Genomic DNA, 15489 nt, shown 5'->3' with positions numbered 1-15489 from the left:
GTCATTCCTCAATTCATTTGGAATGCGCGAAAAATTATTTTCTGCCATAGGCTATGGTATGCAGCCACTTAGGCAATAGATTTACGCGCCGCCTTGTGCGCCCAACAGCCGGTTCGTTCTTACCAATATTCCCACCCCCGCTCTTCATCCTTCACTTCACCCAATTCCTCTTTCACATGAAAAGAAGTTTTACGCGTTTGTTTAGGCCCCTGCTGTGTGCGCTGGGGGTAGGAATGAGTTACCAGGCCCAGGCCGGGTTCACGCCGGTCACCGTCACCGGCTTCACGGCCGATGTTGTGGCCAATGGCACGGGCACGGTGATGTCGTCGACCACGTCGGACATGGACGGCGGGGCGGTGAATTCGCGCTTCGCCTTCGTAGCGCCCAATTTTGTGAGCCCGACGGGGGCCACGCCCACCTCGTCGTTGCCCGCCACGGGGCTTATCAATAGCGTGGCTACTTCCGGGCTGTCGTTTCAGCTAGCGTCCTACTCGGCCAACAACTCGTTGCGCATTGCCGCTACGGGCTCGGGCACGCTCACGCTGGCCACGCCGCAGTCGGCCGGCGAAATCTACTTCCTCGCTTCCTCGGGCAATGGGGCGAGTACGGTGACCGTGACGGTGACTTTCACGGACCAGACCACGCAGGTATTTGCCGGGCAAACCGTGGCCGATTGGTTTGCGGGCAGCGGGTTTGCCATTCAGGGCATCAGCCGGGTGAACTACGACAACAACACCATCGAAAACAGCACCACCGACCCGCGCCTCTACCAAATCCGGCTGGCGCTGGCCGCCGGCAACTACACCAAGCAAATCCAGAGCATCGGCTTCGCCAAAACGTCGACCACCGGGGTGCTCAACGTGATGGCCATTAGCACCAATGCCTTGTGCACCGCGGCTCCCACGGCAGGTACGGCGGTGGCCAGCGTAACCAGCGTGTGCGCCTCCACGCCCGTGGCTCTGTCGCTCACGGGCAGCAGCGCCGATGCCGGCATCACTTACCAGTGGCAGGCCTCTACCAACGGTGGCACGACGTGGACCGATATTGCCGGGGCCACGGCCAGCACCTACACGGCCACCGGCCAAACGGTGACCACGCAGTACCGCGCCCGCCTCACCTGCACCAGCACGACCCAGACGGCCACCTCTACGGCCGTGACCGTGACGGCCACGCCGCCCACCTACGCTACCCTGCCGGTGGTGCAGAGCTTCGAGACTACCTGGATTGACGTGTGCAACACCCGCGATGCGCCCTCGGCCAGCTGGCGCAACAGCCCGGCCACGGGCAACGGCTCGTGGCGGCGCGAAGACGACGGGGCCGCCGCCGCCTGGACCAGCGTCACTTACGGGGCTTATTCGCCGGTGAGCAGCCAAGGGCTGCATTCGGCGCGCTTTCACTCGTCGTATGCTACTTCGGGCACCATCGGCACGCTGGACCTGTACGTGAACCTAAGCGCGGCCGGGGCCAAGCGCCTGAGCTTCGACTTTGTGAATACCTCGGGCAGCGACTCGCTGATTGTGCAGCTTTCGAACGACGGCGGGGCCACTTTCAGCCGCCTGGATGGCTACAAGCTCAGCGCCACGTTTGCCACGCAGGTACTGCCCATCAGCAGCACGTCGGCCACGGCGGTTATCCGCTTCCGCGCCCGCGCCGACTATGGCTCGACCGATATCGGCCTCGATAACATCATCCTCGAATCGGCCACCGGCTGCCTCACCCCGGCCAGCCTGACGGGCACTACCACCACCACTACGGCCAGCCTCTCCTGGCTGACGGGCGGCACCGGCACTTACACCGTACTCTACGGCCCCACCGGTTTCGACCCCACCCAGTCCTCCTCTACGGCCAACCCCTACACCACGGTAACGGGCCTCACGGCTCCGCCCTACAACATTACGGGCCTGGTGCCGGGCACTACCTACCAGTTTTATGTTACGCAGAACTGCTCGGCTACCACCAATTCCGGCCTGGCCGGGCCGGGCGTGTTCACGACTCAGATTGTGAACGACGACCCCTGCGGCGCGACCACCCTCACGGTGAACAATACCTGCACGGCTCTCTCCACCACGTCGCTCGGCGCGACTCAGACGGCCAGCACGGTGTATGGTACCGGCGGCCAGGGCACGGGCTGCGGCTCGATTACCGCGCCGCACGATGTGTGGTTTAAGTTCACCACGGCGGCCACTGGCCCCACCAGCACGGCCGTTCGCATCTCGGTAACGGGCGGTGCGGCCAGCGTGGTGCGCGGCTACTCAGGCACGGCCTGCGCCGGGCCGCTCACCTACATCAACTGCGCGGGCACGGCCAGCAACACGGCCGCCCCCAACCTCGACCTGACCGGCCTCACGCCCAGCACCACCTACTACGTGCGCGTGAACGAGTACAGCACCACCGGCACGCTCGGCAACTTTACCATCTGCGCCACGCCGGTGCCCAACTGCCCGGCCCCGACGGGCCTCACGGCCGGCACCCTCACCAACAACACCGCTACCGTGAGCTGGGCTTCTACAACCACGGGCAGCACCTATACCGTGATTTACGGCCCCACGGGCTTCACGCCGCCGGCCGGAGGCACCACCATCACGGGCCTCACGGCCACCAGCACCACGCTCACGGGCCTCACGGCAGCCACCAATTACTGCTTCTACGTGCAGCAGGTGTGCGGTGGCTTCAATGGCAGCAGCGCGCTGGTGGGGCCGGTTTGCTTCACTACCCCACTCACGGCCCCGGCCAACGACGAGCCCTGCGGGGCGCTGGCACTGGGCTCGGCCACGGTTTCGTCGTCGAACAGCGGCGCGACCACCAGCGTCCAGAACGGCATCAACACGCCGAGTTGCGCGGGCGGCGCCCTGCCCAAGGATGTGTGGTTCACCTTTACTCCTACCGGCACCAGCACCACGCTCACCTTCACGGGCACTTCGGCGGGGGCGCTGCGGGTATTCACCAGCCCCAACTGCTCGGCCGGGCCGTTCAACGAAGTGTTCTGCCGGGGCTCGAATACGGCCAACACGGCCCTGGGTGCCGTTAGCGTAACCGGCCTCACGGCGGGCACGCGCTACTACATGGCCGTGAGCGGCTTCACCGCCTCCGATACGCCCGGCACCTTCACGCTGGGCGGCACCGGCCTGGTGACCAGCACCAAGGCCCAGGCAGATACCGATGCCCTGCTGGTGTACCCCAACCCGAGCAACACCGGCCAGCTCACTCTGCGCCTGAACGGGCTGAGCGGCACCGGCCAGGCCACGCTGCTCAACGCCCTGGGCCAGGTGGTGAGCGCCAAAGCCCTGACTCCGGTCGCCGAGCAAACCCTGTCCACCCGCGCCCTGGCCGCCGGCCTCTACACCCTGCGGGTGACCGTGGCGGGCCAGACCTACACGCGCAAAGTGGTGCTGGAATAGCCTGCATCAGATTGAGTTGAATGAAAAGGGCCGCCCACTTGGGCGGCCCTTTTTTTGTATCGTGAATGGACGTGGCCTCGATTATCCTACGCCGAGGCCGGGCAGGCAGTACCTCGCACCGTGCCATCGGCTGAGACGCCCGGATGATACTCTTGGGTCAACCCGACACGAAAAGCAAGCAGGCAAACAACGAAAGTATTACTCCCATTGCGAGCAGTATAACCCCCATAAACTTTGTTGCAGCATTCGATTCCTTCAGCAACTTGTAGGCTGCAAAAAGTAGTAGCCCGCCCATCACCAAAGCCACGAATCCAACAGTGTTGAAAATCGGTGCTAATGAACCCAGGAGCAGAAAAGGCGTCATTGAGAACGGAAGTTATTGCAGTACTGACTATACGCCTCAACCCACTGGGTTGCTATGCATACCTTAGCTCACCCGCACCCACGCGCAGCGTCACGCCGGGCTCGGCGGTGAGGTGGCCCGCTACCTGGGCCAGGTAGCCGCTGGCGCGCAACGAGGCCACCACGGCTTCGGCCGAATCTTCATCCGTCACGAGGAGCATGCCGGTGCCCATGTTCCAGTAGAGGTAGGCGGTTTCGGCGTCGAGGCCGCCGATTTCGCAGAGCCGTTGCATGGCGGGGAAGGGCTCGAAAAGATTGTCCAGCACCGCGCCGAGGCCGTTTTTGAGCACGCGCTTGAAGTTGTCGGCCACGCCGCCGCCGGTGATGTGGGCTACGCCGTGCAGCGGCAGGCCGGCATCGAGCAGGGCGGCTACACCGGGCGAGTAGATAAGCGAGGGCTCCAGCATGGCTTCGCCCCAGTTAGCAAACTGGTCGGGGCCGTCGTAGGGTGCGTCGTGCCAGTTATCGCCGAAGAGGCGGGTGAGGGTTTTACGAGCCAGCGAGTAGCCGTTGGAGCGGAACGAGGGCGAACGCAGGGCCACCACCGCGTGGCCAGCCTGGGCAGTTTTGCCGCTTAGGGGCTGGGCCAGGCTGGGGTGCAGCACGCCGATGGCCGTGGAGCACCAGTTGAAGTTCATTTTGGCCCCCGGCCAGCCGCCGATGCGGTTGCCGAGCTCCGCGATTTCGCCGCCCGTGATGGCCACGCCCGCGAAGTTGGCGGCATCGTGCAGGCCGCGCATCAGTTGGTCCACCACGTCGTAGTCGAGGTGGTTCACGTCGATGATGTTGGAAAGATTGGTGGGCACGAAACCGGCGGCGATGAGGTCGTCGGCCGTCATGGCGATGAGGTCGTAGCCCAGCGAATCGTACTTGTTCAGGCGCTCAGCCACCTCAATCTTGGTCCCGATGCCGTCGGAGCTGATACCGAGGCGCTCGGCCCCGAAGCGAATTTCGTTGGAGAAGCCGCCATCGAGGTCCTGGGCGGGCTCGCCGGGCTTGCCACGGCGGTTAGCGAAGGTTTTTTTCGACCAGTTGTAGGCGTTGCGCGAGGCGGCATTGCCTTCTTCGATGGAGTAGCCGGCGGGGTTATTGTTGGTGTCGTTCATGCGGAGGGCCTCACCCCCCGGGCCCTCTCCGAGGGAGAGGGAGCCACGGTGGCGCTGGCGTTAAATTGATTTAACAGCTTACCTAATCAGGAAAGAACTTGTGACGATTCAGGAGAAATGACTACGGCTCTAGGGACTCTGTCGCGGTATATGAAGCCGCTGATGCCACCACCGTAACTTTTTTGGCTATAACGGTTTTTTATATAGGGCCGCCCGCCATCACCGGGGGAGAATTCTGTATTTAGATAGGCTTGCTCCTTCGCATTTAGTTCGCGCACAGTTCCATCAGACTCAACATACACAAATGGAAATCCCTGCTCTTTCCGCAGCGGAACAAAATACCTCAAGTAACCAACTACTGCTATTACAATTATCACAGCAATCAAATACAGGAATGCCGTTTTCAGGAACATGAGCGGGTGTTCCAGACTAATAAACGCCCTGATAACGACCATGCCAATAACCGATGCAAGCACGTTACCAATAACTTTTTTCGCAAACCAGCCCATTACCAAAACTTAGGTTAATGCTCCGTGGGCGCGGGCGCCTTCGCGCTCACCGACTTCTTGTCCTTTTTCTTGTCGCCCCGGTGGCTGGCGCGCTCCTCTTGAATGTGGCGCAGGTAGTGCGTCACGTCGCCCGTCGGGTACTTGCCCGAGAAGCAGGCGAAGCAGCTGCCGCCGTGGCCTTTTTCTTCGGCAAACAGCTCCTCCAGGTCGGCCAAATCCTGGTAAATCACCTTATCGGCTTCGATGTAGCGGCAGATTTCATCCTCCGTGTAATTAGCGGCAATCAGCTCGGTGCTCATGGCCATGTCGATGCCGTAGATGCAGGGCGACACGATGGGCGGCGCGCTGGAAATGAAGTACACCTCCGCCGCCCCCGCCTCGCGTAGCAGCCGCACGATGCGGCGGGAAGTGGTGCCGCGCACAATGCTGTCGTCGACCACGGCCACCTTCTTGCCCTCCACAAACTCGCGGATGGGGTTTAGCTTCTTCTTCACCACGTCCTCGCGCCCGGCCTGGGTGGGCACGATGAACGAGCGGCCCATGTGGTTGTTTTTCACCAGCGCCCGGCGGTAGGGCACCCCTATGGCCTCGGCTAGGCCGGAGGCCGCGAAGTAGCCGGAACTGGGCACATCGATTACCATATCGGGCTTCAGACCGGCATCGACCACCTTGCGGGCCAGAATTTTGCCCAGCCGCACCCGCTCCCGCGCCACCAGCCGGCCATGAATCACGGAATCTTCGCGGGCGAAGTAAATCTGCTCGAAGGCGCAGAAGTTCTTTGGCAGCGCATACTTGTTTTTGTAGTGCACCTGGTAGTTGTTGTCGATGAAAATGGCCTGGCCGGGGCCGACATTCTCTACGAACTCAAAGTCCAGGTAATCGAAGCAGGTACTTTCCGACACGAAGGCGTACACCGGGCCGTTGGGTGTTTCGCGCCGGCCCAGCGCCAGCGGCCGAATGCCCAGCGGGTCGGTGAAGGCCAGCAGGCCGTGCCCGGCAATGACGGTGATGGTGGCGTAGGCGCCCTTCACCAGCTCCTGCGTCGTCTCCACAGCGTCGAAAATGTCCACTACCGAGAGGTGGTCCAGGTCCTTCACGCGCAGCTCCGAGGCGAAGGTGTACATGATGAGCTCCAAGTCGTTGGTAGTTTTGGGCAGCACGTGGTACTTGTCGTGCAGGCGCTTGGCCACGTCGCGGAAGTTGATAACGTTGCCGTTGTGCACCATGGCCAGCCCGAAGGGGTAGCTGGTGGTGAAAGGCTGCGCCAGGTCCGAATCGTTGGCGCCCTGGGTGGTGTAGCGCACGTGGCCGATGCCGAGGTTGCCCGTGAGCTTCTTCACGTGCTTGGGCTTGAACACGTCGTTGACGAGGCCCTGGCCCTTACAAAGGTGAAACGAGTCGTCGAAGGTGGCGATGCCGGCCGCATCCTGCCCCCGATGCTGGAGGGCGGTGAGGCCGATTATCATGTCGCCTACGACGTTATCGGGACCGTGAAAACCTACTATTCCGCACATAGGATGGGTTGGTTATTTTGTACGAGAGGGGTATCTGTCATGCCGAGCGCAGCGAAACATCTTTACCGCTTCGTGGCATCAGCATTGATTACTAATGAGGTAAAGATGCTTCGCTGCGCTCGGCATGACGGCCGTGGTTGATTAGCTCAGCCAGCGCGCGGGCGTATAGTTCGTGCTCCACGGCCAGGCCGCGGCGCTCGACTTCCTGCAGCGTGTCAGCCCCGCGCAGGTCCACGGTTTGCTGGGCGAGAATGGGGCCGGTGTCGAGGCCTTCGTCAACCAGATGCACGGTGATTTTGGTTTCGGGCAGTTTGTTTTCAAACGCCCACTCATAAGCATGCAAGCCCTGGTGCTGATGGGTATCCGCCGGGTGAATATTGATGATGCGGCCCGCAAACGGCTGAATGAAAGCCGGCGACAAAATCCGCATATATCCCGCCAGCACCACCAAATCGGGCTGGTACTGCTGGAGCAATGCTACTGCGTCGGCATCGTAGGCTTCGCGCTTGCGGCCCTGGCTGGGCAGCGAGGCAATGGGGCAACCCAGAGCCGCAGCGGCTTCGAGGCCGAAGGCATCGGGCTTGTTACTGAACACGACTACGACTTCGGCCAGGCCGTGCAGCACGCCGGTTTTGGTAGCTTCCAGCAGCGCCAGCATATTGGAGCCACGGCCGGAAAGCAGAATGACCAGGCGCGCCGGCCTTCGCTCCTTCCCCTCGCCAAACGAGAGGGAATCCTGCTTGAATTGCTCGAAGGAGGCGAGGAGCTTCATCAGTTTTAATTGGGCTTCTGGTCTCAATTTACAACGGTGGCGGTGAGGACCGGCGCGGGACGCTGGGCGATGTCGGGGCGGAAATACGCATTCTGAAACGTGACGCGGGCGCAGGCTTCGTAGGCCCGGGTGGTGGCTTCTTCCAAATCATGGCCGTGGGCGGTGAGGACAAGGACGCGGCCGCCGTTGGTTACCAGCTCGCCGGCCTCGTTGCGCCGGGTGGCCCCGTGGTAGGCCCGCACGCCGCTGGGCAAATTATCGAGGCCGGTAATGGGGAAGCCGGTGGGGAATTTCGGGGCCGGATAACCACCCGAAGCCAGCACTACGCCCACGAAGGCGCCCGGCCGCTGCCGCACGCCCTGCTGGGCGAGGGTGCCATCGAGGGTGGCTTCAATCAGCGTGAGCAGGCTGCTATCCAAGGCGGGCAGCAGCACTTCGGCTTCGGGGTCGCCGAGGCGCACGTTGTATTCCAGCAGCTTGGGGCCGGTGGGCGTGAGCATGATGCCGAAGTACAGAAAGCCCCGGAACTCAAACTGTTCGGTTTGCAGGCCGCGCAGGGTGGGGTCCACGATGTCGCGGCGGATGGCGGCCAGCACGTTGGCATCGGCGAAAGGCACGGGGCAGTAGGCGCCCATGCCGCCGGTGTTGGGGCCCTGGTCGCCGGCCAGCAGCTGCTTGTGGTCCTGCGAGGTCGCCAGCAGGCGGATAACGTGTCCATCGGTGAGGCCGATGATGCTGATTTCGGGGCCGGTCAGCTTCTCTTCGAGCAGGAAGGAAAACCAGCCCGAATAGCTCGTTTGCAGGTCATCAAAAGCCGCCTCGGCTTCGGCCGGCGACGAGCACACGTACACGCCCTTGCCGGCGGCCAGGCCGTCGTACTTTATCACCACGTGCCCGCCCAGCTCGGTCGCTTTGGCCCGGGCCGCCGCGATGTTGTCGCTGCGGAACGGCCACGCCTGCGCGGTAGCCACGCCATGGCGGCGCATGAATTCCTTGCTCCACACTTTCGAGCTTTCGAGCCGCGCCGCCGAGCGGCTCGGGCCAAATACTTTGATATCTGACCCGGCAAAAAAGTCGGTAATTCCCGCTGCCAGCGGCGCTTCCGGCCCCACCACAATCAAGCGGGAATCGTGGGCCTGCGCGAAGGCGCGCACGGCCTCAAAATCCAGCGGATTTGCCTCGGGGTGGCTGTTGGGGATGCCGGCGTTGCCGGGCAGCACGTGCACCGTGGCCCCATCGCGGGTCAGCTTTTCGGCCAAGGCGTGCTCGCGCGCGCCGGAACCGAGGAGGAGAAGGGTTTGGGGAGATGTCACAGGGTTGCGGAATGTAGAGACGCAATATTTTGTGTCTCGTCGTTGAACATCGTCGTTGCACGGCGCGGTACCGCTCGTTCAACGACAAGACACAAAATATTGCGTCTCTACAGTATTTTAGCTGCTTCGTCGACGGGCAAGTCCGTCGCCTCGCTTACTACAGCGTTTTTTAACAGGCCGGCGGCCGCCAGGTTGGCCACTAGGCGGGCACGCACATCCTCACTATCGGCAGTGGGCAGGGGCTCACCCACGATGCGCTCGTAGATGTCGAGGTAGCGACGGGTGGCTTCCTGGGTTACTTCGGGCGTGAGGGCGCGGGGGTATCGGTCGTCTTTTTTATTGGCAATGAGCCACTGACGCACGTACTCCTTATCCATCTGCTCGGCCGTTTCGGGGTTGCGGGCGTAGTCCTCGGCGCTCCAGAAGCGCGACGAGTCCGGCGTGTGCATCTCGTCAATCAGAATCAGCTCACCGTTCAGCAGGCCAAACTCATACTTGGTATCCACCAGAATGATGTCCTTCTCGGCCAGCAGCTCGGAGCCGACCCGGAACAGCGCCAGCGACTTCTCCTTCATCTGCTCGTACAGCTCCCGGCTCACCCAGCCCTCGCTCACCAGGTTTTCGGGCGTGATTTCGCGGTCCGATTCTTCCTTGGTGGTCGGCGTCACGATGGGCTGCGGGAAAGCCTGGTTTTTGGTCAGCCCGTCCGGTACCGTCACGCCCGAGAAAGTGCGCTGCCCGGCCTGGTAGCCGCGCCACATCGAGCCGGTTAGGTACTGGCGCACCACCATTTCTACTTTAATGGGCTGGGCTTCCTTCACCAGCATGGCGTTGGCATCCACGAGCTTGAGGACGTGGTTCGGAATGATGTGCGAAGTCTTGTCAAACCAGAAGTTCGCTAGGCCATTCAGCACCGCGCCTTTGTGCGGGATGGCCGTTTCCAGCACCGAGTCGAAGGCCGAGAGGCGGTCGGTGACGATGATGAGGCGGTCGCCGCTGGGCGCACGGAGGCTGTCGCGCACTTTGCCGCGGTGCAGCAACGGGAGTTGGGGAGAAGCGAAGTGGGTGAGGGTGTTCATAGTTGTAGCCCCACCCCCCGGCCCCCTCCCCTGTGGGGGAGGGGAAGCCTGATGGCTGTTTTGTGGGGTGTGGTTGGTTAGCTGAAATGAATGCTTCGGTTTTAATCTTACTGCTTTTGCTAGCTGCCGTAGTGGGATTACGCGGAGGCTAATTCATGCTGTATTCTTTGAATTACCTGCGGCAACTCATTCAACACTTGCTGGTTGGTGAAGCGAATAATTCGGTAGCCGTGTTCTTGCAGCAGTTGGGTGCGCCCATGGTCATAACCGGCCTGGTCGGGTTGGTCATGAATCTCGCCGTCAACTTCTACTATCAGTTTGTCAGCCAGTGTCACGAAATCCACGATATAACCAGCTATGGCATGTTGTCGGCGAAAAGCAACGCCCAATTTTTGGCCGCGCACTTCCTGCCATAGCACATCCTCGGCAGGCGTAGGCGCCTTACGCATCTCACGGCTGAACTGCTTCAACGCCTGCCATTTACCACCAGCGCCCGCCGTAAATACGTCGTGCTCAATGGAAGTGTGCAGTGATTCTTCGCGCCGCTGCCGCCGCTCATAATACGGCCGCCCTTCCTCCGCCACGAAATGCCCATCTGGCCCCCCCTCTCCCGCAGGGGAGGGGGCCGGGGGGTGGGGCTTGCGGATGTGCGCCACGATGTTCTTGAAAATTTGCAGCCCCTCCCCTTCCTCGCTCGCGCCGGGGTTCTGGCGGCGGCGGCGGGCCCAGTCGGGGTGGTTGTAGGCGGTCAGGAAGGCTTCGGGATGCGGCATCAGGCCGAACACCTGCCCAGTGGGGTCGGTGAGGCCGGCGCAGTTCAGGTCGGCGCCGTTGGGGTTGAGGGGGTACTCGCTGGTGCCGTCACCGTTGGCGTCGATGTAGCTCAGGCAGTTCAGGCCAGCGGCTTCGATGGCAGCGCGGGTGGCTTCATCGGGCACTACCAAGCGGCCCTCGCCGTGGCGCACGGGTACCTCCAGCCGGTCGATGCCGGTGAGGAAGGGCGTGCGGGCGGCGGGATTCACGCGGAGCGTCACCCACCGGTCTTCGTAGCGGCCGCTGGCGTTGTGGGTCAGGGTCACTTCGGGGGTCACGTCGCCGCCCAAGTTGGGCAGCAGGCCCAGCTTCACCAGCACCTGGAAGCCGTTGCAGATGCCGAGCACGAACTTGCCGTCGGCAATGAACTGCTTGATGTCGTCGAGCAGCGTGCGGCCGTCGGCGCTGGTTTGGCGGTAGCGCAGCTTGTTAGCCAGCACCACGCCTGAGCCCAGGTCGTCGCCAAAGGAAAAGCCGCCGGGGAAGTTCAGTACGTCGAAATCGTGGATGCTCACCTGCCCGTGCAACACTTGGTTGAAGTGCACGATGGTAGCTTCGGCGCCAGCCAAACGGTAGGCAGCAGCAAATTCTTCCTCGCAGTTGATGCCAAAACCAGTCAGCACCAGCGCCCGCACCGGGTCGGCTTGTACTTCCGATTGAACTTTATGTGCTCCTTGAGCCGAGTCTTGTACCATTTCGAAAGTCTTTTGGGCCTATGGAAAAGGGTCTTGTGCTTTTAGAGCGAATTAGAGTGGCTGAGGTTGTCATTCGAAACCACGCCCAGCAGATTATTGACCGGCCCGTTGGTCCAGGCGGCGCGCAGAGCGGCGCTGTCAGCGGCAATAACCGTCTGGCCGTCGTGGCGCACGGTCAGCTTGCCGTCATTCGTCACGCGGCCGAGGCGGGTGGCGCGCTCGCCGAGTAGCTTCTCAAACGCCACCACGTCCTCGGGAGCCACCGTGGCCACGAAGCGCGAGTGCGACTCCGAGAAAAGCTGCGTAGCCAGCGGCAGGCCCGTGGCGGGCAGCTCGACATCAGCCCCGCAGCCGTAGCCGAACGTGGTTTCGGCCAGCGCCACGGCGAGGCCACCGTCGCTCAGGTCGTGGCAGGACTGGATGAGGGTTTGGTCGTTGGCCTGGCCTACCAGGGTGTAAAGGGCCTTGGCTTTTTCAAAATCAACCTTGGGCACATTGGCCCCCAGCTGCCCGTGCAGGGCGTAGAACTCGGAGCCGCCCAACTCATCGTAAGTCTCACCGAGCAGGTACACCACGTCGTCGGCCTGCTTGAAGTCGGAGGTGATGGCGCGGCGCACGTCTTCCATCTTGGCAGTCATCGAGTAGAGCACGGTGGGCGGCACCGAAATCTTCACGCCGTCGGCCTTGAAGTCGTTCTTCATCGAGTCCTTGCCGCTGGTGAGCGGGATGCAGTAGGCCGCCGTGGCATCGCGCAGGGCCTCACACATGCGCACCAGCTTGGCTAGCTTCTGCTTGCCGTCGGGGTTGCCGGTGGGGTCGTACACCGAATCGGGCACGCAGAAATTGTCGTTCACCGACCAGAAAATGCCGTCGCCGGGTGTCAGATTCGGGAGCTTCCCTCCCACCGCAATAATCTGGCGCACGGCCTCGTCAAACGAGCCGGCCGACATGTCATACGCGTCCAAATCGCCGTAGCGGGGCAGGATGCCGTTGCTCACGGCCACGCCTTCCCAGCTCTCGAAATTGAAGCGCACCACGGCCGCGTCCTGCGGAGCTTGGCCGGTGGCGCCCATCAGCGGCTTCACAATCGTGCGGCCCTTCACCTCGTGGTCGTACTGGCGAATCACGGATTCACGCGAGCAGATGTTGAGCGAGCCCAGCAGCTTGATGAGCGTTTCCGTGTAATCAAGAGAGGAAGGGATTGTAGGTTCAAATCCTTCTGGTTTGGTCCACTCCGCTTCAAGCACCTTGCGGGGCACTCCCTCGTGCAAGAATTCCATATTCAGCCGGGCCACCGGCGCACCGTCGAAGCGCACGTCCAGGAAGCCGTCGGCGGTGAAGAAGCCGATGTCGGTCAACTCCACTTCCATTTCCTGGCCCAGCGCCAGTAGCTCGGCCATTTTGCCGGGTTCCACCACTAGCGTAAACCGCTCCTGCGACTCGCTTACGAAAATTTCCCAGGGGCGCAAGCCGGGGTACTTCAGCGGCACGCGCTTCAACTCCACCACCGCGCCGCCCGAGATGCCCGCCAGCTCGCCCACGGAGGACGAGAGGCCGCCCGCGCCGTTATCGGTGCTGCATTTCAGCAGGCCGCGACGGGCCGCCAGCAACAGGAAATCCATGGCCAGCTTCTGGGTGATGGGCGAGCCGATTTGCACGGCCGTGGCGGGCGCGGTTTCGTCCAGCTCGATGCTCGAAAACGTGGCGCCGTGGATGCCGTCTTTGCCCACCCGGCCACCGGCCATGATGATGCGGTCACCGGCATTAATCTTCTTCTCCCACGAGTCCAGCCCGGCAAACTGCATGGGCATCACCGCGCCGGTGCCGCAATACACCAGCGGCTTGCCGGCGTACCGGTCATCAAATACAATCGCGCCGTTCACCGTGGGCACGCCCGACTTATTGCCACCGTCTTCAATGCCTTTGCGTACGCCTTCCAGAATGCGGCGTGGATGCAGCTGCCCGGTCAGCAGTTGCCCGTCAAATTCCGGATTGCCGAAGCACAGCACGTTGGTATTAAACAGCAGCCGCGCGCCCCCGATGCCAGTGGCCAAGGGGTCGCGGTTGTTGCCCAGAATGCCCGTGATGGCCCCGCCGTAGGGGTCGATGGCCGAGGGCGAGTTGTGCGTCTCCACCTTCCACACAAACAGCGACTCGGGGTTGATGCGCACCGCGCCGGCATTGTCCGAAAACACCTTAATGAGCCAGTCGTTGCCGTTGGCGCGCAGCTGCCGGTCCACTTCAGCCGTGGCGTTTTTGATGTAAGTTTTGAAGAGCGAGTCAATCTGTTTTTCCTCGCCCGTCTCAGTGTCTTTGTAATTGATGACGGCCGCAAACTCCTTGTGCTTGCAGTGCTCCGACCACGTCTGGGCAATGATTTCTAGCTCGCAATCCGTCGGGTCGGCGGGCAAGCCCGCAGCCTTCCGCTCGGCCTGCGTCTCCGCAGCGGCGAAGTAGTCGCGCACGGCGCGCATTTCCTCCAGATTCAGGGCGTAGATGTTTTCCTTCGAGAGCTGCAACAGCTCGACATCGCTGCGGCCGTTCAGGGCCACCACCTCAGTGATGGCCTCGGCGCCGCCGCCGGGGCGCGGCGTGTAGTCGCGGATGCCGTCGGCCACGCGGCCCACTTCCAGCCAGTTGATGAGCTTGTTGCCGAGTAATTCTTCCGCAATGCGGCGCAGGTCGTCGGTCGGCAAGTCGTTTTCGAGCAAATAGAGCTTCTTGCTGAAAATATGCTGAGTGTGCACGTCCAGCGGCTCGTTCAGCAGGTCGGCCAGGGCGTTTTGGGCCGAGGTGCCCTCGTCGTCGGTCACGCCGGGGCGGCGGGCCACCAGGATGTAGGTGGCGTAGCCCTCGGCGCCGGCCAGCGCGTTCAGGCGCACGTCGTGCAGCACCGGGTCGGCCAGGCAGCGGGTGGCGAAGTCGCGCAGCTGGGTTTCGCTCAGCGGGTAGCGCACGGTGTAGAGGGCGGCGCTGCGCACGCGGCCGGTGCGCAGGCCGAGGTGGCGGGCGGCGGCTTCGGCCACGCGCTGGCCGTCGCCGTCGTGCTGGCCGGGTTTCAGCGTGAGCTGGATGGTGTGGGTGGTGTTGTCGGACATTGACAATAGTGGAACGTCAGAAAAACAACGTCATGCTGAGCGAAGCGCAGCGAAGTCGAAGCATCTCTACCCCATTAGTAAATCTTATCAATTGCAACGAAGCGGTAGAGATGCTTCGGCTTCGCTCAGCATGACGTTTAGCTGAGCCCAAATTTCAACTACTTAAAACGCCTTCTCCGGCCGGCTGCCGGGCTTCACCACCGGCACACCGGCGGCACACAGCGGGCAGCTTTCCGGCGCATAGGTCGCGGCTTGCACCGAAAGCAGCGCAAAATGCGGAAAATCCAGTCCTCCCTGGCCGCCGGTGCGGTCGATGAGCGAGGCCACGGCCAGCACTTCGGCACCCATTTCGCGCAGCACTTTGGCCACTTCCAGGGTGCTTTTGCCGGTCGTCACCACGTCTTCGGCAATGACTACCCGCTCGCCTGGCTCGATGGTGAAGCCGCGGCGCATGGTCATCTGCCCATCGGCGTCGCGCTCGGTGAAGATGCCGGGCACGCCCAGCTGCCGGGCCAGCTCGTAGCCAATCACCACGCCGCCCATGGCGGGGCCTACCACCACATCGGGTTGCAGGCCGGCGGCCTGAATCTGCCCGGCCAGCGCGGCGGCGGCCGGCGCGGCCAAATCGGGCCGGCGCAGGAAGCGGGCGCACTGCACGTAGGCATCGGAGTGCAGGCCCGACGACAGCCGGAAGTGCCCGCGCAGCAGGGCGTCTTCCTGACGCAGCTGCTGCTCCAGCAGCTCGGCGTCGAGGGCAATGGGCGAATGGGGGTTGGTGGTTTCAGTCATC

General features: G+C 62.6%; 11 protein-coding genes. 1 reads left to right on the top strand and 10 read right to left on the bottom strand.

Annotated features, from left to right (window positions below):
* The first annotated feature begins 176 nt into the window (after nucleotides 1-176).
* Complete coding sequence (locus I7X13_RS08420; protein WP_198075144.1) at nucleotides 177-3398, top strand: fibronectin type III domain-containing protein; 3222 nt, start codon at nucleotides 177-179, stop codon at nucleotides 3396-3398.
* Nucleotides 3399-3555: 157 nt separating this feature from the next.
* On the opposite strand, the gene I7X13_RS08415 is transcribed toward I7X13_RS08420, so the two are convergent.
* The 10 genes from I7X13_RS08415 to pyrE all read right to left on the bottom strand — a co-directional run bounded on the left by I7X13_RS08415 (nucleotide 3556) and on the right by pyrE (nucleotide 15488).
* Nucleotides 3556-3762 (bottom strand): hypothetical protein, encoded by a 207-nt coding sequence (locus tag I7X13_RS08415; RefSeq protein WP_198067607.1) that lies wholly within the window; start codon nucleotides 3760-3762, stop codon nucleotides 3556-3558.
* Nucleotides 3763-3814: 52 nt separating this feature from the next.
* Nucleotides 3815-4906, bottom strand: a complete 1092-nt coding sequence (locus I7X13_RS08410; RefSeq protein ID WP_198075143.1) for an AIR synthase-related protein — start codon at nucleotides 4904-4906, stop codon at nucleotides 3815-3817.
* Between the two features lie 86 nt (nucleotides 4907-4992).
* A complete protein-coding gene (locus I7X13_RS08405; protein WP_198067605.1) occupies nucleotides 4993-5415 on the bottom strand; it encodes a hypothetical protein in 423 nt (140 codons plus the stop codon).
* Nucleotides 5416-5429: 14 nt separating this feature from the next.
* On the bottom strand, nucleotides 5430-6929 hold the full coding sequence (purF, locus tag I7X13_RS08400) for an amidophosphoribosyltransferase (RefSeq protein WP_198075142.1): 1500 nt from the start codon (nucleotides 6927-6929) through the stop codon (nucleotides 5430-5432).
* A gap of 91 nt (nucleotides 6930-7020) precedes the next feature.
* Nucleotides 7021-7701, bottom strand: coding sequence for a phosphoribosylglycinamide formyltransferase (purN, locus tag I7X13_RS08395; protein ID WP_198075141.1), 681 nt, complete (start codon nucleotides 7699-7701; stop codon nucleotides 7021-7023).
* A gap of 23 nt (nucleotides 7702-7724) precedes the next feature.
* Nucleotides 7725-9014, bottom strand: a complete 1290-nt coding sequence (purD, locus tag I7X13_RS08390) for a phosphoribosylamine--glycine ligase (protein WP_198075140.1) — start codon at nucleotides 9012-9014, stop codon at nucleotides 7725-7727.
* A 107-nt stretch (nucleotides 9015-9121) separates the two neighbouring features.
* On the bottom strand, nucleotides 9122-10093 hold the full coding sequence (locus I7X13_RS08385; protein WP_198075139.1) for a phosphoribosylaminoimidazolesuccinocarboxamide synthase: 972 nt from the start codon (nucleotides 10091-10093) through the stop codon (nucleotides 9122-9124).
* 137 nt (nucleotides 10094-10230) lie between these two features.
* Nucleotides 10231-11601: a phosphoribosylformylglycinamidine synthase subunit PurQ gene (locus tag I7X13_RS08380; RefSeq protein ID WP_198075138.1), complete on the bottom strand. Its 1371-nt coding sequence runs from the start codon at nucleotides 11599-11601 to the stop codon at nucleotides 10231-10233.
* A 41-nt stretch (nucleotides 11602-11642) separates the two neighbouring features.
* Complete coding sequence (locus I7X13_RS08375; protein WP_198075137.1) at nucleotides 11643-14699, bottom strand: AIR synthase-related protein; 3057 nt, start codon at nucleotides 14697-14699, stop codon at nucleotides 11643-11645.
* Nucleotides 14700-14861: 162 nt separating this feature from the next.
* Nucleotides 14862-15488: an orotate phosphoribosyltransferase gene (pyrE, locus tag I7X13_RS08370; protein ID WP_198075136.1), complete on the bottom strand. Its 627-nt coding sequence runs from the start codon at nucleotides 15486-15488 to the stop codon at nucleotides 14862-14864.
* Between the last annotated feature and the right edge of the window lies 1 nt (nucleotide 15489).

Origin of the sequence: Hymenobacter negativus (genome assembly GCF_016056375.1) — a bacterium.
Classification (GTDB): Bacteria; Bacteroidota; Bacteroidia; order Cytophagales; family Hymenobacteraceae; genus Hymenobacter; species Hymenobacter negativus_A.
Note: the sequence above shows the minus strand (reverse complement) of the source record. Positions and strands in the feature narration are given on the sequence as shown.

Coding starts and splice junctions, on each gene's coding strand:
- I7X13_RS08380 (WP_198075138.1), bottom strand. CDS start 11,601: ATGGTACAAGACTCGGCTCAAGGAGCACATAAAGTTCAATCGGAAGTA.
- I7X13_RS08415 (WP_198067607.1), bottom strand. CDS start 3,762: ATGACGCCTTTTCTGCTCCTGGGTTCATTAGCACCGATTTTCAACACT.
- purF (WP_198075142.1), bottom strand. CDS start 6,929: ATGTGCGGAATAGTAGGTTTTCACGGTCCCGATAACGTCGTAGGCGAC.
- I7X13_RS08405 (WP_198067605.1), bottom strand. CDS start 5,415: ATGGGCTGGTTTGCGAAAAAAGTTATTGGTAACGTGCTTGCATCGGTT.
- purN (WP_198075141.1), bottom strand. CDS start 7,701: ATGAAGCTCCTCGCCTCCTTCGAGCAATTCAAGCAGGATTCCCTCTCG.
- I7X13_RS08375 (WP_198075137.1), bottom strand. CDS start 14,699: ATGTCCGACAACACCACCCACACCATCCAGCTCACGCTGAAACCCGGC.
- I7X13_RS08385 (WP_198075139.1), bottom strand. CDS start 10,093: ATGAACACCCTCACCCACTTCGCTTCTCCCCAACTCCCGTTGCTGCAC.
- I7X13_RS08420 (WP_198075144.1), top strand. CDS start 177: ATGAAAAGAAGTTTTACGCGTTTGTTTAGGCCCCTGCTGTGTGCGCTG.
- I7X13_RS08410 (WP_198075143.1), bottom strand. CDS start 4,906: ATGAACGACACCAACAATAACCCCGCCGGCTACTCCATCGAAGAAGGC.
- pyrE (WP_198075136.1), bottom strand. CDS start 15,488: ATGACTGAAACCACCAACCCCCATTCGCCCATTGCCCTCGACGCCGAG.